This is a genomic window from Polynucleobacter necessarius (assembly GCF_900095175.1).
Lineage (GTDB): Bacteria > Pseudomonadota > Gammaproteobacteria > Burkholderiales > Burkholderiaceae > Polynucleobacter > Polynucleobacter necessarius_I.
In genome coordinates this window covers 659,022-676,700 of the sequence record NZ_LT606946.1, presented here as the reverse complement: position 1 = coordinate 676,700, position 17,679 = coordinate 659,022, and the positions used below count along the sequence as shown (strand labels likewise).

Here is a 17,679-nt window from a genome sequence, read left to right as displayed (position 1 = left end):
CGCTGTATTAGCGGTCAATCTCCCCGAACACGATATCTTGGGTACCAATAATGGTTACGGCATCGGCCAACATGTGGCCACGTGACATCTCATCCATCGCGGACAAATGTACAAATCCTGGCGCACGAATTTTCATACGGTAAGGTTTATTGGCGCCATCAGAAATCAAATAGATACCAAACTCACCTTTTGGATGCTCAACCGCAGAGTAAGCCTCGCCATCAGGCACGTGCATACCTTCAGTAAAGAGTTTGAAATGGTGAATCAACTCTTCCATATTGGTCTTCATATCTACGCGCTTTGGCGGAGATACTTTATGGTTATCACTCATGACAGGGCCATCGTTTGCCTTGAGCCAAGCCACGCACTGCTTAATGATGCGATTCGATTGACGCATTTCTTCCATGCGGACTAAATAGCGATCATAAGAGTCACCATTCACGCCAACCGGAATATCAAAGTCGAGTTTGTCGTAAGTTTCGTAAGGTTGCTTTTTACGCAAGTCCCACTCAATACCAGAACCACGCAACATTGGGCCCGTGAAACCGAGTTGCAAAGCACGCTCAGGTGAAACAACGCCAATACCTACTAAACGTTGCTTCCAAATACGGTTATCCGTTAAGAGATTGCAATACTCATCTACGTTGGCATCAAAACCATTTGAGAACTGCTCAATGAAGTCGAGCAAAGTACCGCTACGGTTTTCATTCAAACGCTTGATTGCAGAAGCACTGCGAATCTTTGACTTGGAGTATTGAGTCATTTGCGTTGGCAGGTCGCGATAGACACCACCTGGACGATAGTAAGCAGCAAGCATACGAGCGCCTGAAACGGCTTCGTACATATCAAAAATATCTTCACGATCGCGGAAGGCGTACAAGAACACAGCCATTGCACCAACGTCCAAACCGTGACAACCAATCCATAAGAGGTGATTGAGTAAACGGGTTAATTCGTCGTACATCACACGGATGTACTGGGCACGCAAAGGCACATCTACTTGCAGCAATTTTTCAATCGCCATCACGTAAGCATGTTCATTGGACATCATTGATACATAGTCCAGGCGATCCATGTAAGGAACGTTCTGAATCCAGGTACGCGTCTCTGCTAATTTTTCTGTAGCGCGATGCAATAAACCAATGTGCGGATCAGCGCGCTGAATTACCTCACCATCAAGCTCTAACACTAGACGCAATACGCCGTGTGCCGCAGGATGCTGAGGACCGAAATTGAGGGTGTAGTTCTTAATTTGTGCCATGACTTAAACCGGACCTCCGTACTGCTCTTCACGCACGATACGCGGTGTAATTTCACGCGCTTCAATCGTGACAGGCTGATACACCACACGCTTTAACTCTGGGTCATAGCGCATTTCTACGTTTCCAGAGATTGGGAAATCTTTTCTAAACGGATGGCCGATGAAACCGTAATCAGTCAAGATACGACGTAAATCTTCATGACCATCAAACAAGATGCCGTAGAGGTCAAACGCCTCACGCTCAAACCAGTTAGCAGCAGCCCAAACCGGAGTTAGTGAAGCAACCACTGGATACGCATCTTCTGGTGCGAATACACGTACACGCAAACGCCAGTTATGGGCAATGGACAAAAGATGTGAGACAACGCCAAAGCGCTGACCGCCCCACTGCCCTTCACGGTAGTCTTGATAATCTACACCGCATAAATCAATCAATTGCTCAAAAGCCAAGGAAGGGTCATCGCGTAACAACATGGCAGATTCAAAATAAGTATCTGCATTTACAACAACAGTAACTTCACCCAAAGCGATTTCAATTGACTGAGCGCGCTTACCTAAAACTTTTTCTAGATTGGCGGCGAGTTGAACTAAACGATCTGACATGATTTAAGCCTTCCGCGCAATCGTGCTAGTACGAGCGATCTTGGATTGCAACTGAATGATTCCGTAGATCAACGCTTCTGCAGTTGGGGGGCAACCAGGAACATAGATATCCACTGGCACGATACGGTCACAACCGCGAACTACTGAATACGAGTTATGGTAATAACCACCTCCATTGGCACAAGAGCCCATGGAGATTACCCAGCGTGGCTCAGGCATTTGGTCATAGACCTTACGAAGGGCCGGAGCCATCTTGTTACACAAGGTACCAGCCACAATCATCAAGTCTGATTGACGTGGAGATGGGCGGAAAACCACACCAAATCGATCTAAGTCATAACGGGAAGCGCCCGCATGCATCATTTCTACAGCGCAGCAAGCAAGACCAAAAGTCATGGGCCATAGAGAGCCGTTACGCGTCCAGTTAATTAACTGGTCTGCAGTAGTGGTAACAAATCCTTCTTTGAGAACGCCTTCTAATGCCATATCGATCACTCCCAGTCGAGAGCGCCCTTTTTCCAGATGTACACAAAGCCCACAATGAATTCCAATAAGAAAATCACCATGGAAGCGTAGCCAAACCAGCCAATGTCACGCAAAGCCACACCCCACGGGAACAGAAAGGCAGTTTCTAAGTCAAATAAGATAAATAAAATGGCAATAAGGTAGTAGCGCACATCAAATTTCATACGCGCATCTTCGAAGGCTTCAAAACCACACTCATATGGAGACAGTTTTTCAGCGTCTGGCTTCGAAGGAGCCAAGATTTTTCCGAGGAACATGGGGACTAAACCCACCCCAATACCTACGAGGATGAAAAGCAGAACGGGAAAGTAGTTAGCGAGATTCAAAATGGCCCTAAGTCGTTCGTCTGGTAAGTCCTAATTAGCCACAAATTATCAATTATTCCGGTACACAAAACCTTGATTTACAGCATAAACCCCTACAAATTCTACAATTTGGTGCCGACGGCGAGACTCGAACTCGCACAGCCTAAGCCACTACCCCCTCAAGATAGCGTGTCTACCAATTTCACCACGTCGGCATCTTGTAAAACCCATCAATTTTACTGCATTGCACCACTGAGTTACCCCAAAAACAGGGGTACTGAGTGCTTAAAACCTACTTTTTTTACTTTGGAACAGCCGGCTTAGTCGGATCCTGGGCTGGAGGAGCTGGCGCTGGAGCCACAACCGGCGCTACTGTGCCAGACAAAATTCCAGGGCTAACTTCCTTTTTATTTCCAATCCAAGTAATGCCTAAAGTGCAGACAAAAAAGACTGCCGCAAAAATAGCAGTTGTGTGGGATAGGAAATTGGCTGAACCACTGGCGCCAAACAGACTAGCCGAGGATCCAGAACCAAATGCAGCCCCCATATCGGCGCCCTTACCTTGCTGTAACAACACAAGCAAGATCACAGCCAAAGCTGAAATTACCTGCAAAACGATCAATAAAGTCTTAAACCATTCCATGGCTTATCTCCAAATAAAAAATCTAGGCCTGACAAGTGGCCAGAAAATCTTGTGGGTTCAATGAAGCGCCCCCAATCAATCCGCCATCAATATCCGGCATTGCAAACAGTTCAACGGCATTATCAGGTTTAACACTGCCGCCATACAAAATTCCCACGTGGGAAGCTACATCCTTATCGAACTCCGCTAACTGCAAGCGGATTGCTCGATGCATATCTTGGGCCATCTGAGCGCTTGCCACCTTACCGGTACCAATAGCCCAAATAGGCTCATAAGCAATTAGGCAGTCAGCCAAACGGTCTTGCAAAATAGCGACTTGCTTTGAGATTTGACCTCGCACTACCTCAACCTCACGACCAGAGTTACGCTCATCAGCAGACTCACCGACACAAATTACTGGGATCATGCCGTTGTCGAGTACCTGAAGGGCTTTCTCAGCAACCTGCTCATCCGCCTCCCGATGATATTGGCGACGCTCAGAGTGGCCAACAATCACATAAGCGCAATTCAACTCTTTCAGCATAGAGGCTGCAACCTCGCCCGTATACGCGCCAGCAGCATAAGCCGATACATCCTGAGCACCCAAGCTTAAAAAAGCCAATGAGTAATCACGAATTAAATCGCCACACTGCGCTAAGTAAGGGGCAGGAACGCACACCGCATACTTGCGACCTGCAGGCATTCCCTGCTCCATGCCACGGCAAACGGTCTTGACCCAGTCTGCGTTGCTTGCAAGACTGCCATTCATTTTCCAGTTGCCGATAACAGTGAGTGGACGCATTAAATCTGGCTCAATACTTAAACAGTTAACACAATCTTGCCAACGTGCTCAGAAGACTCCATCAAACGATGGGCATCAGCAGCTTGGTCCAAGGTGAATGTTTTATAAATCACTGGCTTTAACTTGCCTGCATCTAACAAAGGCCAGATACGCGCATGCAACTGCTGAGTAATTTGCTTCTTAAATGACACTGGACGTGGGCGCAAGGTAGAACCAGTAATGGTTAAACGACGACGCAAAATTTGTCCGGTATTTACTTCAGCCTTTGATCCGCCCATGATCGCAATAATCACAATGCAGCCATCATCAGCTAAGCAATCAATTTCCTTTTGTACGTAGGTACCAGTGACCATGTCGAGCACTACATTGACGCCTTTGCCATCTGTAGCTTTCTTTACTTCTTCTACAAAATCTTGTGTCTTGTAATTGATCGTCAAGTCAGCACCTAAAGCTAGGCAAGCAGCGCACTTCTCATCGGTACCGGCAGTCACAAATACTTTGTGACCTAAAGCCTTAGCAATCAAAATAGCAGTCACACCAATACCGCTCGAGCCACCTTGCACTAGCAAAGTTTCAGGCAATGAGGCTGCTTCTTGATCGGTAAATCCTTTTGGGTAAGGCAAGCATTGGGCAATGGGGGCAGTACACAATTCTGCGTAACCACCGCCTTGCACAAGCGCACAAACCTTATCACCAATCTTGAGACCAAACAGATTATTAGCGTGAGCTAAGTCGCCGCCGACAATCTCGCCAGCCACTTCGAGACCAGGAATATCAGATGCACCCGCTGGAACTGGGTAATGACCTTTGCGTTGCAAAACGTCCGGGCGATTAATCCCAGCAGCAATTACCTTAATCAAAATCTCACCCGTACCAGCAGCCGGAGCTACTGGGTCAGGACGAGTGGCAGACACCGGCATTTCTGGTGCGCCAAACTCTTTGATTTCCATTACGCGCATATGAACTCCCGCTCGCTTACTTTACTTAAGCAGTTTCGCCAGATGCAGGAGTCGCTTCAGCAGTAGCCTCGGTTGCGCCAGCTAACGGAGCAATCGTGCCACCCTCATCAGCCATTGCAGCTTTGAGAGACAAACGCAAACGACCGCGCTCATCAGCAGCTAACAACTTCACGCGCACTACTTGGCCTTCTGCTAAATAATCTTTAACTTCTTTTACACGCTCATTAGAGATTTCAGAGATGTGCAAGAGACCGTCTTTACCTGGAAGAATATTTACTAAAGCACCGAACTCGAGCAACTTCACAACTGGGCCTTCGTAGATCTTGCCTACTTCAGCTTCAGCAGTAATGCCTTCGATACGTGCTTTTGCTTCAGCCATACCTTCAGCAGAAGTAGAAGCGATTGTTACCGTACCGTCATCTTTAATGTCGATGCTGCAACCAGTTTCTTTAGTCAAGGCTTGAATTGTTGCGCCGCCCTTACCGATTACTTCACGAATCTTGTCTGGATGAATCTTGAAAGAAACCATGCGTGGAGCATGTGCAGACAATTCAGTGCGAACTGAACCCATTGCTTCTTGCATCTTGCTCACAATGTGCAAACGACCTTCTTTAGCTTGAGCCAATGCAACTTGCATAATTTCTTTAGTGATGCCTTGAACTTTAATGTCCATTTGAAGAGCGGTAATACCGTTAGCAGTACCCGCTACCTTGAAGTCCATATCGCCTAAGTGATCTTCGTCACCCAAGATGTCTGTCAACACTGCAAAACGGTTGCCATCCAAAATCAAGCCCATTGCAACACCAGCAACGTGCGCCTTCACTGGAACACCAGCATCCATCATGGCTAAACAGCCGCCGCAAACAGAAGCCATTGAAGAGGAACCATTGGACTCAGTGATTTCTGAAACCACACGAATGCTGTACGCAAAATCTTCTGCGCTTGGCAGTACTGGAATCAAAGCACGTTTAGCCAAACGGCCGTGACCAATTTCACGACGCTTAGAGCTACCTACACGACCTGTTTCGCCAGTAGCGAACGGAGGCATGTTGTAGTGGAACATGAAACGATCACGATACTCACCTTCAAGCGCGTCAATGATCTGCTCATCGCGTGCAGTGCCTAAAGTAGCTACTACAAGAGCCTGTGTTTCACCACGGGTAAACAATACTGAACCGTGTGTGCGTGGCAATACACCATTACGAATTTCGATCGGACGAACAGTACGGGTATCGCGGCCATCAATACGTGGCTCGCCATTCAAAATCTGGCTACGAACAATCTTCGCTTCGATTTCAAACAGGATGTCGTTAACGGCAACAGCGTCAACATCACCCTCTTCAGATAACTTAGCCATTACTTCTTTAGTAATTTCTTTAAGCTTGTCTGAACGAGCACCCTTTTGACGAATCTGATAAGCCTCGCGCAATGGCGCTTCAGCCAATGCAGTGACCTTAGCAATGAATGGCTCATCTTTAGGAGCAGCAGTCCAATCCCACTCTGGCTTGCCAGCTTCACGCACTAAATCATTAATAGCGTTGATCGCAGTTTGCATTTGGTCATGACCGTATACAACCGCACCCAACATTACTTCTTCTGACAACTGATTGGCTTCTGACTCAACCATCAATACAGCAGCTTGCGTACCGGCAACGATTAAATCCATTTCGCTAGTAGCTTGCTCTGTACGAGTTGGGTTCAAGAGGTACTGACCGTTAGCGCAACCAACACGTGCTGCGCCAACTGGGCCAGCAAATGGAATACCTGAAACTGCCAAAGCTGCAGAAGCAGCGATCAGCGCAGGAATATCAGCAGGCACATCTGGGTTGATAGACAACACATGCACCACTACCTGAACTTCGTTTAAGAAGCCTTCTGGAAACAATGGACGCAATGGACGATCGATCAAGCGGGAGATCAATGTCTCGCCTTCTGATGGACGGCCTTCACGGCGGAAGAAGCCACCAGGAATTTTTCCTGCGGCGTAAGTTTTTTCGAGGTAATCAACAGTCAATGGGAAAAATGACTGCCCTGGCTTAGCTGATTTAGAGGCAACTACTGTGCCCATTACTACTGTGTCATCAACGTTAACGATGACAGCACCACCAGATTGGCGAGCGATCTCGCCTGTTTCCATAGTGACTTGATGGTTACCCCATTGAAACGTTTTTACTACTTTTTTAAACATCGTCATTCTGATCTTCTCCAAATTGTTCACGTAAAAGCCACATGGTTTTTACGCTTGTCGTGGGATAAAGCAGTGTCACGACAACACTGGAGCGATTAAAGATCACAAGGGATGCCATTCCAGGGAGGCACTGAATTCTTCAACCCAGAAACTCATTGGAATGACACGATCCCCTACACAAATAATCTTGAAGCGCTCAAAAAACATGCCATCTGCTTAAGACTGATTCTATTAAGAAACAACCTTAAGAAAGATGGCATTGCAATACCGATAAGAATTACTTACGGAGACCTAATTTCTCGATCAATGCGCGATAGCGACCCAAATCCTTGCCCTTGAGGTAATCCAAGAGGCGGCGGCGGCGTGAAACCATCTTCAACAAGCCACGACGGCTGTGATGATCTTTTGCGTTAGCTTTGAAATGGGGGGTTAATTCATTGATGCGGGCTGTAAGCAATGAAACTTGAACTTCAGGGCTACCCGTATCGTTTGCGCTGCGCGCGTTTTCTTTGACGATTTCCGCCGTTTTAATATCAGCAACTGCCATTTTCATACTCCTTACTTGCGAACACCTGAGCTTTCACCCAATTTGTGTCGTGCATTTATTAATCAAATAAAACAAAAAAGCTTTAAAAATCAAAGCCCTCGAATTGTAGCAGAGAGAAGCCAAAAAATGAGGCCTCTCCCCCCAATAACTTGCTATTCTCTAGGAATCCTTTGGGCAAAAAATTCCTAAATAATCAATAAAATCAATAGCTTATGAAAATTTATCACCTCACCACCCCTATATTTACCCTGGTTTTGAGTGTTTTTTGCCTCAATAACAGCGCTTTTGCCCAATTTTCCAATCCTTTTGGCCCTCAAAAAACCGTTACCCAACAACGTGAAGACATCCTCAAGACGAGCACTGACACCCTAAAGGCGCTCTACCAAGCTCAGCCCAAGGCAAAAGAAGTCATAGAGAAATCGGTTGGCTATGCCACTTTTAACAACTTTGGTATGAAGATCTTGATTGCGGGCGGCGGCTCAGGAAGCGGCGTTGTGATTCAAAAAAATTCCAAGCCCATTTATATGGATATGATCCAAGTACAAGCTGGATTAGGCATTGGCATCACATCGTTTCAGAATATCTTTGTTTTCCAAACAAAAGCTGCGATAAATGATTTCGTCAGCTCTGGGTGGACCTTTGGCGGACAAGCAACTGCGGCTGCTAAATATGAATCCAATGGAGGTGCCTATCAGAATGCCGCAGTAGTGGCTCCCGGCGTATTGATGCATCAACTCACAGACTCAGGCCTTGCCGCAGACATCACCGGCAAAGGCGCTAAGTACTATCAAAATACCGATCTCAATAAATAAAGAAGGTGTTTCAGATATCCCCGCTTAGGGGGTCATCTGCGCATTGAGCTTAGCTTGGCCAGGATCATGCAATTTATTCAGCGCAGATAAATACGCTTTCGCTGACGCGGCAATAATGTCCGGATCAGTGCCCACACCATTGACGATGCGCCCACCCTTAGCCAAACGCACAGTCACTTCACCCTGAGATTGTGTACCCGAAGTGATTGCATTGACTGAGTAAAGCAATTGCTCTGCCCCACTCTTCACAATCTCTTCAATCGCATTCAAGCTAGCATCAACCGGGCCATTACCTTCAGCCTCAGAGCTTGTCTCTTTATCGCCAACCCGGAAGGTAACTTTAGATTTTGGTCGCTCACCTGTTTCAGAATGCTGACTCAAAGAGAAAAATTTATAAAACTCACCTTCTTCCGCTGCAGCAGAATCCGACATGATGGCAATAATATCTTCGTCAAAGATTTCTGATTTCTGATCAGCCAATGTTTTAAATCGCACAAATGCTTCATTCAAATCCGCTTCAGCTTCGATCGCAATACCCAACTCTTGTAAACGCTGTTTGAATGCATTGCGGCCCGACAATTTGCCAAGCACAATCTTATTAGCGGACCAACCCACATCTTCTGCGCGCATGATTTCATAGGTATCACGATTCTTCAAGATGCCATCCTGGTGGATGCCGGAAGTATGCGCAAAAGCATTAGCGCCAACGACTGCCTTGTTTGGCTGAACAACAAAACCAGTAATTTGTGAGACTAATTTAGAAGCTGGAACGATCTGGGTTGCATCAATACCGCACACCATATCAAAGTAATCTTTGCGAGTACGCAAAGCCATTACGATCTCTTCTAAGGCTGTATTACCAGCACGCTCGCCTAAGCCGTTAATGGTGCACTCAATTTGACGCGCGCCACCAATCTTCACGCCAGCCAATGAATTAGCAACAGCCATACCCAAGTCATTGTGGCAATGAACAGACCAGACTGCTTTATCTGAATTTGGTACACGGGTACACAGAGTCTTCATGAATTCGCCATATAACTCTGGTGTGGCATAACCTACGGTATCAGGGATATTGATGGTGGTGGCACCTTCATTAATCACCGCCTCAACCACTCTGCACAAGAAATCCATCTCTGAGCGATAACCATCTTCGGCTGAGAACTCAATATCTCCCGCCAAGTTTCGGGCAAAGCGAATGGAACGCTTCGCTTGCTCTAATACTTCCTCTGGAGACATCCGCAATTTCACCGCCATATGTAATGGGCTGGTAGCCAAGAATGCATGAATGCGTTTTGCATTGGCAGCCTTCAAAGCATCCGCTGCGCGCGTAATGTCTTTGTCGTTAGCACGTGCGAGTGAGCATACGATGGAGTCCTTTACTGCAGCAGCAACTGCAGAGATCGCCTGGAAGTCGCCCTCAGAGCTCGCAGCAAACCCAGCCTCGATCACGTCAACCTTGAGACGCTCTAACTGGCGAGCAATACGCACCTTTTCGTCCTTTGTCATTGAAGCGCCTGGTGATTGTTCGCCATCACGTAAGGTGGTATCAAAAATGATTACTTTGTCGCTCATCACTACTCTCCGGTTCAGTATTACTTAATGGTGTTTATTACTTCATTACGAATCTAAAAACAAAAACCCCAGCAATTTGCTGGGGCTGGTATGTGGTGGTTAATGAATTACTTTGATCTCATTAACTCAGGCCTTACCTGCCCCAAGCTGTAAGCTTAGTGCCAGCAGAAGAAGGCTAGATAAAAGTGAGAAATTCATCAACATGGATTAAATATAACCTAAAAACCCGGTTTTAGCTAAAACGGCGACCACTAAGTCATTCCCATGCCCAAATGACATAACCAGAAATGGAATACACCACAAAGAGGCCGAATAGGGTTAATGGTGGATTCGAGGAGATCAAGACAAAGGTCAGAATCATCAAGACCATCACACCAAATGGAACTCGGTAACGAACATCTAAGGCTTTTCCACTATAAAAACGGGCGTTAGACACCATTGTCAATCCGGCATAAACAGCCAGAAAGAAGGTAATCCAAGGAATGGCGCTATCACGTACTGGAATCTTATTGTCGTCAGCCAACCAGATGAACCCAGCCATTAATGAGCCAGCAGCTGGACTAGGCAAGCCCTGGAAGAACTTCTTATCCACAACACCGGTATTGACGTTAAAACGGGCTAAGCGCAAAGCGGCACCGGCGCAATAGGTAAAGGCAGCCAACCAACCCCACTTACCCAAATCTTTCAGGGCCCACTCATAAGCCACTAGCGCTGGGGCCACACCAAATGACACCATGTCAGCTAGAGAGTCATACTGCTCTCCAAAAGCACTTTGAGTATTCGTCATGCGCGCAACGCGACCATCCATGCCATCCAAAACTAGGGATGCAAAGATGGCAATAGCTGCCATCTCAAACTGGTGGTTCATCGCATTAACGATCGCAAAAAAGCCGCAGAATAAAGCCGCTGTAGTAAATGCGTTTGGTAGTAGGTAGATTCCTTTGCTGCGTTGACGCGGCTTATCCGCGTGCAGCTCTTCTACCTCGAAATCAATTCCATCGCTAAGCTCTTCAGCCCATTCAGCCTGGGAACGCTCAGCTCGTTTAGGAGCAAGGCGACTACGGTCTATGCGGCCACGACGACGAAATGTACTCAAAGAAAATTCCCAGTTAAAACGGCTTAATTAATCTAAGCCGGGTACGCGAGCTAACGCAGTGTTAGTAGCAAAAACTTTATCACCAACACTGACCAAAGGTTCGGCTGTTAGTGGCAAATATACATCGACACGGGAGCCAAAGCGAATAAAGCCGTAACGCTCACCCGCCTTTAGTCTATCGCCCACATGGCTATAACAAAGAATACGACGGGCGATGAGGCCTGCAACCTGGACCAAAGTCACGATTTGACCGTTGGCATCAATCACAACAGCATTGCGCTCATTCTCAGTGGAGGCTTTATCTAAATCGGCATTCACAAACTTGCCCGGAAAATACTGAATTTCTTTTACCAAACCGTTAACTGCACTACGGTTGGAGTGAACGTTAAATACGTTCATAAAAACACTAATCTTCAAAGCTTCACGACCCGCATAAGGATCATTGGCTTTTTCCACTACGACGATACGACCATCGGCTGGAGATAAAACTAAGTCACGACCGATAGCAGCAATACGCTGCGGATCGCGGAAGAACTGCAGAACAAAGATAAAGATAATCCACAAAGGCCATGACCATGCAATACCACCTAGATAGTGGACTAGCAAAGTGACAGCCCCCACTAATGCCAAATACGGCCAACCTTCTTTCGCAATAATGGGGTGCGGATACATCATCTTTGTTCTGAGCCTTTTCAGTTACAGCTATTAGTTTCTAACTACTTGATACTTTTTTCTTGCTTAGTTCTTAGTCTGATCAACTAATTTGTTCTTAGCAATCCAAGGCATCATGGCACGCAACTTAGCACCAACCACTTCGATGTCATGCTCAGCATTCAAGCGACGACGTGAAATCAAAGTAGGCGCACCTGCTTTGTTTTCCAAGATGAAGCTCTTAGCATACTCACCAGTCTGAATATCTTTCAAGCACTGACGCATTGCGTTCTTAGTATCTTCAGTAACAACACGTGGGCCAGTCACATACTCACCATACTCAGCGTTATTAGAGATGGAGTAGTTCATGTTGGCGATACCACCTTCGTAGATCAAGTCAACAATCAACTTGAGCTCATGCAAGCACTCGAAGTAAGCCATTTCAGGAGCGTAACCAGCCTCAACCAAAGTTTCGAAACCAGCTTTAATCAATTCCACTGCACCACCACAAAGAACAGCCTGCTCACCGAACAAGTCAGTTTCAGTTTCTTCACGGAAATTTGTTTCAATGATCCCGGCACGACCGCCACCGTTTGCTGTTGCGTATGACAAAGCAACATCACGAGCAGAGCCAGATTTATCTTGGTACACAGCGATCAAATGGGGAACGCCGCCACCTTGAGCATAAGTACCACGCACAGTGTGGCCTGGTGCTTTAGGAGCAATCATGATTACATCTAAGTCAGCGCGTGGCTGAACTTGACCGTAGTGAACGTTAAAGCCGTGAGCGAATGCCAATGCAGCGCCCTGCTTAATATTTGGATGCACTTCTTTGTTGTACACCTCAGCAATTTGCTCATCAGGCAAAAGCATCATGACTACATCTGCATCTTTAACGGCTTCGGCAACTTCTTTAACTGTTAAGCCAGCATTCGCAGCTTTGCTCCAAGAGGCACCGTCTTTACGTAAACCAACAGTCACGTTACAGCCTGAATCTTTGAGATTCAAAGCATGCGCGTGGCCCTGTGAACCGTAACCAATGATTGTTACTTTTTTGCCTTTAATGAGGGACAAATCAGCGTCTTTATCGTAAAAAACTTTCATGCTCTTTCCTTGTATTGAAAATGTAGTTAATTCAGTAATCAGTTAAAAAAAATTAAACCTTGAGGATGCGTTCGCCGCGCCCAATACCAGAGCCACCCGAACGGACAGTTTCCAGAATCGATGCACGATCAATCGAATCAATAAAGGCATCCAATTTAGCGCCATCACCAGTCAATTCAATGGTGTAGCTCTTATCAGTCACATCAATGATGCGACCACGGAAGATATCCGTTGTACGCTTCAACTCTTCACGCTCTTTACCAACAGCGCGAACTTTGATCATCATGAGCTCGCGCTCAATATGAGGGCCTTCAGTCAAATCAAACACCTTCACCACTTCAACTAAGCGATTTAAGTGTTTTGTGATTTGCTCAATGACATCCTCTGAACCAATCGTAACAATCGTCATGCGAGAAAGTGAGGGATCTTCAGTAGGTGCAACGCTGAGTGTTTCAATGTTGTAGCCACGAGCTGAGAATAAGCCAACCACACGAGACAATGCCCCTGGTTCGTTCTCTATCAATACAGAAATAATATGTCGCATTAGAGATCCTCACTACCCAAAAGCATTTCAGTAATACCCTTACCCGCTTGAACCATAGGCCAAACGTTTTCTTCTGGATCAGCCTGGAAATCCATAAACACAGTGCGATCTTTTAAACGAATCGCTTCTTTGAGGGCGCCTTCAACATCTGACTTCTTCCCAATGCGCATGCCAACGTGGCCAAAAGCCTCAGCCAACTTCACAAAGTCTGGTAATGAATCCATATACGAACTGGAGTAGCGCTTGTTATAAGTCAACTCTTGCCACTGACGAACCATACCGAGGTAGCGGTTATTCAATGAAACGATCTTCACAGGGGTGTCATATTGCTTACAAGTAGACAACTCTTGAATACACATCTGAATCGAACCCTCACCTGTAATGGTGAATACATCTTTATCAGGGAATGCCTTCTTGATACCCATGGCATAAGGCAAGCCAACGCCCATCGTACCCAGACCACCAGAGTTGATCCAACGACGTGGCTTATCAAACTTATAGAACTGAGCAGCCCACATTTGATGCTGACCTACGTCAGAACAAATGAATGCATCGCCACCAGTAAGTTCCCATAACTTTTGAACTACGTACTGAGGCTTAACAATTTGTGAAGCTTCGTCGTACTTCAGGCAATCTTTTTTACGCCACTCGTTAATCTGTTCCCACCATGCAGCAAGCTTCGCATCATTCTTGCGAGGGCCAGCAGCTTTGAGTTGAGCAGTCATCTCTTGCAATACTTCTTTGAGATTACCAACGATAGGAACATCCACTTTCACCCGCTTCGAAATCACGGATGGGTCGATATCAATATGAATAATCTTGCGTGGATGACTTGCAAAGTGTGCGGTGTTACCGATCACGCGGTCATCAAAACGAGCACCAATCGCAATCAACACATCGCTGTGCTGCATCGCCATATTGGCTTCGTAAGTACCGTGCATACCGAGCATGCCGAGGAATTGCGGACTTGTTCCTGGGAATCCACCAAGACCCATCAAGGTATTGGTTACTGGATAGCCTAGCAAATCAGCAAACTCTTTTAACTCGGGTGCGGCATCAGCCAAGATAACGCCACCACCGGTATAGATGTATGGACGCTCTGCTTCTTGCAATAAAGAAACTGCCTTACGAATCTGCCCGCTATGCCCTTTAATAACTGGGTTATAGGAGCGCATCTCCAGAGTATCTGGATAAACAAATGGCCCCTTCGCAGCAGAGACATCCTTAGGGATATCAATTAATACTGGGCCTGGACGACCGGTCTGTGCGATGTGAAAAGCTTTCTTAATCACTAAAGGAAGGTCTTTTACATCTTTCACCAAGAAATTGTGTTTTACCACTGGGCGAGTAATACCTACGGTATCTGCTTCCTGGAAAGCATCTTCACCAATTGCATACGTAGGCACGTTACCGCTGACGACCACCATTGGGATGGAGTCAGTGTAAGCAGTAGCAATTCCGGTAACCGCATTGGTTACGCCAGGGCCCGATGTCACTAGAGCAACGCCAACCTTACCGGTTGCACGTGCGTAGCCATCGGCCGCATGAACTGCTGCTTGCTCATGGCGAACAAGAATGTGTTCAAACTTGTCTTGCTTAAAGATTTCGTCGTAGATAAAGAGAACAGAACCGCCTGGGTAACCCCAAACGTATTCAACACCCTCTTTGTGCAATGCCTTTACCAACATCTCGGCGCCAATCATTTCAGGCGCATTCGCTGTGGAATTTGGGTTAGCTGTGTCTTGGTTAGCTTTAGAAGCTAAAAATTCGGCGCTGCTTGTATTCGTTTTCTTTCGTCCTTTGCAATTTTCGACAAAAAATTGTTTGGTCTGCTCTGTCTCCTGCTTGTGGCCTGAGTTCGAACGGTGCTGCTACCGGAAAAAACCACTTCTTGAATGAGATTTTAGGTAGTAAGCCCTACATTCTATAGCAATCCCCTAAAATAGACTAATTCCATCTGATTCAGGTCTAATCCACTGAATGGCTTCACCCCAAGAACTTTCTGACTTCCTCAGCAGCGTTGAACAGCGTGCTTTCAAGCAAGCAGTCTATTCTGTGCGGGATGACGATGCAGCCTTAGATATTGTTCAAGATGCCATGATTAAGTTGGCTGAAAAATATGGTGATCGCCCGGCAGCCGAGCTACCCCTGGTTTTCACCAGAATTCTGCAAAACCGCATTCATGATTGGTTTAGACGTAAAAAGGTTCGAAATACCTAGGTAACCCTGTTCTCCAATATGGGCAAGAAATCGGATGAAAATGATGATTTCGACCCTCTAGAGTCACTTTCAGCCCCGGATGACAGTGAAATTCACCAAGATGATGCCTTTAAGCTAGAACGTAGTCAGCTTTTGGAGTCCCTAGAGTCAGAAATATAAAATTGACTGCCCGTCAACGAGAAGCCTTCCTGATGCGTTATTAGGATGAGCTGAGCATTACTGAAACTGCCCTTGCCATGAGCTGTAGCGAGGGAAGCGTCAAAACCCACTGCTCAAGAGCCACCCAGACTCTAGCTAAAGCATTGAAATTAAAAGGAATTACGCTGTGAACCGCAATCAAGATATCCTAAGCCCAACAGAAGCTGACCAATTTGGCCAGTCCGCTGCTGCCCTGCTCCGCCAAGGATCTCAATCCTTGCCAGCTGGCATCAAAGATCGTCTGTATGCAGCACGCTTAAAGGCACTTTCCGTCAAAAAACCAGAAAAAGTGCGTATCAAACAATATGTTTTGGCCAGCACCTCTGGGAACTGGTCTTCGGGTTCTTGTTCTTTTTGGAATAACGTGGGTTGGGTGATCCCTCTTGTTGTTCTTGTTTTTGGCTTAGTTGGAATTGGCAAGATGACTTGGATACACCCAAATCACCCTCTTAATACCAAACGAAAATTCAAATAGCGCATGCTAAAAAACTTACGCTCTATTTGTGCAGTCCTAAACATCAGCTCAGCCCTTGCGCTAGCTGTTACTGCCCTTATCTCGCCCACTGCATTTGCTCAGACAGCAACAAGCAGTCACAGCAAAAGTACCGTTACCCCAGAGAAAAAGCAGGATGGGCCATGGGAAGGTCTAAAGCCTGCACAACAGAAAATTCTGGCCCCTCTCGAGGATGATTGGGACTACATGTTGCCCGAAAGTCGTAAACGATGGACGCAAGTAGCCAACCTGTACCCCAGGATGAGAGCGGCAGATCAACAACGGCTTCAGTCTCGCATGGCCAGCTGGTCAAACCTGTCTCAAAAAGATCGTCGTATTGCACGAGAGAATTACCTAAGTAGCCTCAAGTTTCCACCTGAGAAAAAAGCTGAAGCTTGGAGCGCCTATCAAAAACTGAGTGCCGAGCAAAAAAATAAACTTGCTCAGGCTGAATTAAATCAAAAGAAGAAACCCACTGTCGTAAGTGCGCCAACCTTGCAACAACACCCCATCATTCAGCAGTCGAACTTAGCTCCGACATTACCTGCTGCAGTCACTCCAGCTCAAGAAGTTGCACCGCAAGAAGGAAGCTCGGATAGCGACTCAAGCAATCAATAAGAATTCCTCAGTCGTGATTACCCCAGCGGAATTAAACGCACTTCCTGCCCCGCAATTTTGGCGGCGCGTCTCTTGCACGCTTTATGAGCAATTAGTTTTACTGGGTGTAATAGCTCTGACATTTTTACTTCCTAATTTAGGCCTATGCATTCTGTTTGGCATCTCATTGTCAAGCTGGCTCACCTTCCTCTACCTCTATGTCGTCCTTGGGATTTACTTTGTTTGGTATTGGGCAAAGTCTGGACAGACGCTGGCGATGCAAACCTGGCAGATACGCATGATTGGTCCAGGGGGCTACAACCTCACTCGCAAGCAAGCAACCTGGCGCTATGGCTATGGATCCCTATGGCTCATACCCTGCGTTCTTCTGCAGTGGCTTTTCGAACCACAGAGATGGCAAATTATTGAGATGCTTTTTGCGGTTGCTTTATTTCTATGGCCCTTAAGCATTTACTTGAATCGCGTAAGCCCCCTGCTACGCCAAAGCTTGCCAGACCGTTTTAGTGGCACACGTTTAGTTGAGCCACCAAAGAACTTAGTAACACTCTCCTAAAACACT

General features: G+C 46.5%; 19 protein-coding genes, 1 tRNA gene and 1 pseudogene. 5 read left to right on the top strand and 16 right to left on the bottom strand.

Annotated elements, in window-relative coordinates; genetic code table 11:
• Window positions 1-7: 7 nt before the first annotated feature.
• The 10 genes from DXE44_RS03490 to rpsO all read right to left on the bottom strand — a co-directional run bounded on the left by DXE44_RS03490 (window position 8) and on the right by rpsO (window position 7,812).
• Window positions 8-1,261: an NADH-quinone oxidoreductase subunit D gene (locus tag DXE44_RS03490; RefSeq protein WP_114652679.1), complete on the bottom strand. Its 1,254-nt coding sequence runs from the start codon at window positions 1,259-1,261 to the stop codon at window positions 8-10.
• 3 nt (window positions 1,262-1,264) lie between these two features.
• Window positions 1,265-1,864, bottom strand: a complete 600-nt coding sequence (locus DXE44_RS03485) for an NADH-quinone oxidoreductase subunit C (protein WP_114652677.1) — start codon at window positions 1,862-1,864, stop codon at window positions 1,265-1,267.
• Between the two features lie 3 nt (window positions 1,865-1,867).
• Complete coding sequence (locus DXE44_RS03480) at window positions 1,868-2,350, bottom strand: NuoB/complex I 20 kDa subunit family protein (protein ID WP_011902891.1); 483 nt, start codon at window positions 2,348-2,350, stop codon at window positions 1,868-1,870.
• Window positions 2,351-2,355: 5 nt separating this feature from the next.
• The gene (locus DXE44_RS03475; protein ID WP_011902892.1) at window positions 2,356-2,715 is read right to left on the bottom strand and encodes an NADH-quinone oxidoreductase subunit A; all 360 of its coding nucleotides are present in this window, start codon (window positions 2,713-2,715) and stop codon (window positions 2,356-2,358) included.
• A 109-nt stretch (window positions 2,716-2,824) separates the two neighbouring features.
• A tRNA-Leu gene (locus DXE44_RS03470) sits at window positions 2,825-2,909 on the bottom strand.
• 86 nt (window positions 2,910-2,995) lie between these two features.
• Window positions 2,996-3,337, bottom strand: a complete 342-nt coding sequence (gene secG, locus DXE44_RS03465) for a preprotein translocase subunit SecG (protein ID WP_114652675.1) — start codon at window positions 3,335-3,337, stop codon at window positions 2,996-2,998.
• A gap of 22 nt (window positions 3,338-3,359) precedes the next feature.
• Complete coding sequence (gene tpiA / locus DXE44_RS03460) at window positions 3,360-4,118, bottom strand: triose-phosphate isomerase (RefSeq protein WP_114652672.1); 759 nt, start codon at window positions 4,116-4,118, stop codon at window positions 3,360-3,362.
• Window positions 4,119-4,135: 17 nt separating this feature from the next.
• Complete coding sequence (locus DXE44_RS03455) at window positions 4,136-5,077, bottom strand: NAD(P)H-quinone oxidoreductase (protein ID WP_114652670.1); 942 nt, start codon at window positions 5,075-5,077, stop codon at window positions 4,136-4,138.
• A 25-nt stretch (window positions 5,078-5,102) separates the two neighbouring features.
• A complete protein-coding gene (gene pnp, locus DXE44_RS03450) occupies window positions 5,103-7,271 on the bottom strand; it encodes a polyribonucleotide nucleotidyltransferase (protein WP_114652668.1) in 2,169 nt (722 codons plus the stop codon).
• 271 nt (window positions 7,272-7,542) lie between these two features.
• On the bottom strand, window positions 7,543-7,812 hold the full coding sequence (gene rpsO / locus DXE44_RS03445) for a 30S ribosomal protein S15 (RefSeq protein WP_015420915.1): 270 nt from the start codon (window positions 7,810-7,812) through the stop codon (window positions 7,543-7,545).
• 212 nt (window positions 7,813-8,024) lie between these two features.
• On the opposite strand from rpsO, the gene DXE44_RS03440 reads away from it, so the two are divergent.
• A complete protein-coding gene (locus DXE44_RS03440; protein WP_114652666.1) occupies window positions 8,025-8,624 on the top strand; it encodes a lipid-binding SYLF domain-containing protein in 600 nt (199 codons plus the stop codon).
• 24 nt (window positions 8,625-8,648) lie between these two features.
• Here the strand turns inward: DXE44_RS03440 and DXE44_RS03435 are convergent, their stop codons facing one another.
• From DXE44_RS03435 to DXE44_RS03410, 6 genes are all read right to left on the bottom strand, one after another.
• A complete protein-coding gene (locus tag DXE44_RS03435; protein ID WP_114652664.1) occupies window positions 8,649-10,196 on the bottom strand; it encodes a 2-isopropylmalate synthase in 1,548 nt (515 codons plus the stop codon).
• A 256-nt stretch (window positions 10,197-10,452) separates the two neighbouring features.
• Window positions 10,453-11,292: a CDP-diacylglycerol--serine O-phosphatidyltransferase gene (pssA, locus tag DXE44_RS03430; protein WP_114652662.1), complete on the bottom strand. Its 840-nt coding sequence runs from the start codon at window positions 11,290-11,292 to the stop codon at window positions 10,453-10,455.
• Between the two features lie 27 nt (window positions 11,293-11,319).
• On the bottom strand, window positions 11,320-11,967 hold the full coding sequence (locus DXE44_RS03425; protein WP_114652660.1) for a phosphatidylserine decarboxylase: 648 nt from the start codon (window positions 11,965-11,967) through the stop codon (window positions 11,320-11,322).
• A gap of 63 nt (window positions 11,968-12,030) precedes the next feature.
• On the bottom strand, window positions 12,031-13,047 hold the full coding sequence (gene ilvC / locus DXE44_RS03420; protein ID WP_114652657.1) for a ketol-acid reductoisomerase: 1,017 nt from the start codon (window positions 13,045-13,047) through the stop codon (window positions 12,031-12,033).
• 52 nt (window positions 13,048-13,099) lie between these two features.
• On the bottom strand, window positions 13,100-13,591 hold the full coding sequence (gene ilvN, locus DXE44_RS03415) for an acetolactate synthase small subunit (protein ID WP_015420909.1): 492 nt from the start codon (window positions 13,589-13,591) through the stop codon (window positions 13,100-13,102).
• Window positions 13,591-15,294, bottom strand: a complete 1,704-nt coding sequence (locus DXE44_RS03410) for an acetolactate synthase 3 catalytic subunit (RefSeq protein WP_231970565.1) — start codon at window positions 15,292-15,294, stop codon at window positions 13,591-13,593. Before DXE44_RS03410 ends, ilvN begins: the two co-directional genes overlap by 1 nt.
• 277 nt (window positions 15,295-15,571) lie before the next feature.
• Here DXE44_RS03410 and DXE44_RS03405 point away from each other — a divergent pair.
• From DXE44_RS03405 to DXE44_RS03390, 4 genes and pseudogenes are all read left to right on the top strand, one after another.
• Window positions 15,572-16,140: pseudogene (locus DXE44_RS03405) on the top strand (RNA polymerase sigma factor).
• Window positions 16,137-16,484, top strand: coding sequence for a DUF3619 family protein (locus DXE44_RS03400; RefSeq protein ID WP_114652655.1), 348 nt, complete (start codon window positions 16,137-16,139; stop codon window positions 16,482-16,484). The pseudogene DXE44_RS03405 and the gene DXE44_RS03400 overlap by 4 nt, the downstream one beginning before the upstream one ends.
• A gap of 3 nt (window positions 16,485-16,487) precedes the next feature.
• Complete coding sequence (locus tag DXE44_RS03395; protein WP_114652653.1) at window positions 16,488-17,120, top strand: DUF3106 domain-containing protein; 633 nt, start codon at window positions 16,488-16,490, stop codon at window positions 17,118-17,120.
• Between the two features lie 13 nt (window positions 17,121-17,133).
• Window positions 17,134-17,673: an RDD family protein gene (locus DXE44_RS03390; protein WP_231970564.1), complete on the top strand. Its 540-nt coding sequence runs from the start codon at window positions 17,134-17,136 to the stop codon at window positions 17,671-17,673.
• Window positions 17,674-17,679 lie beyond the last annotated feature (6 nt).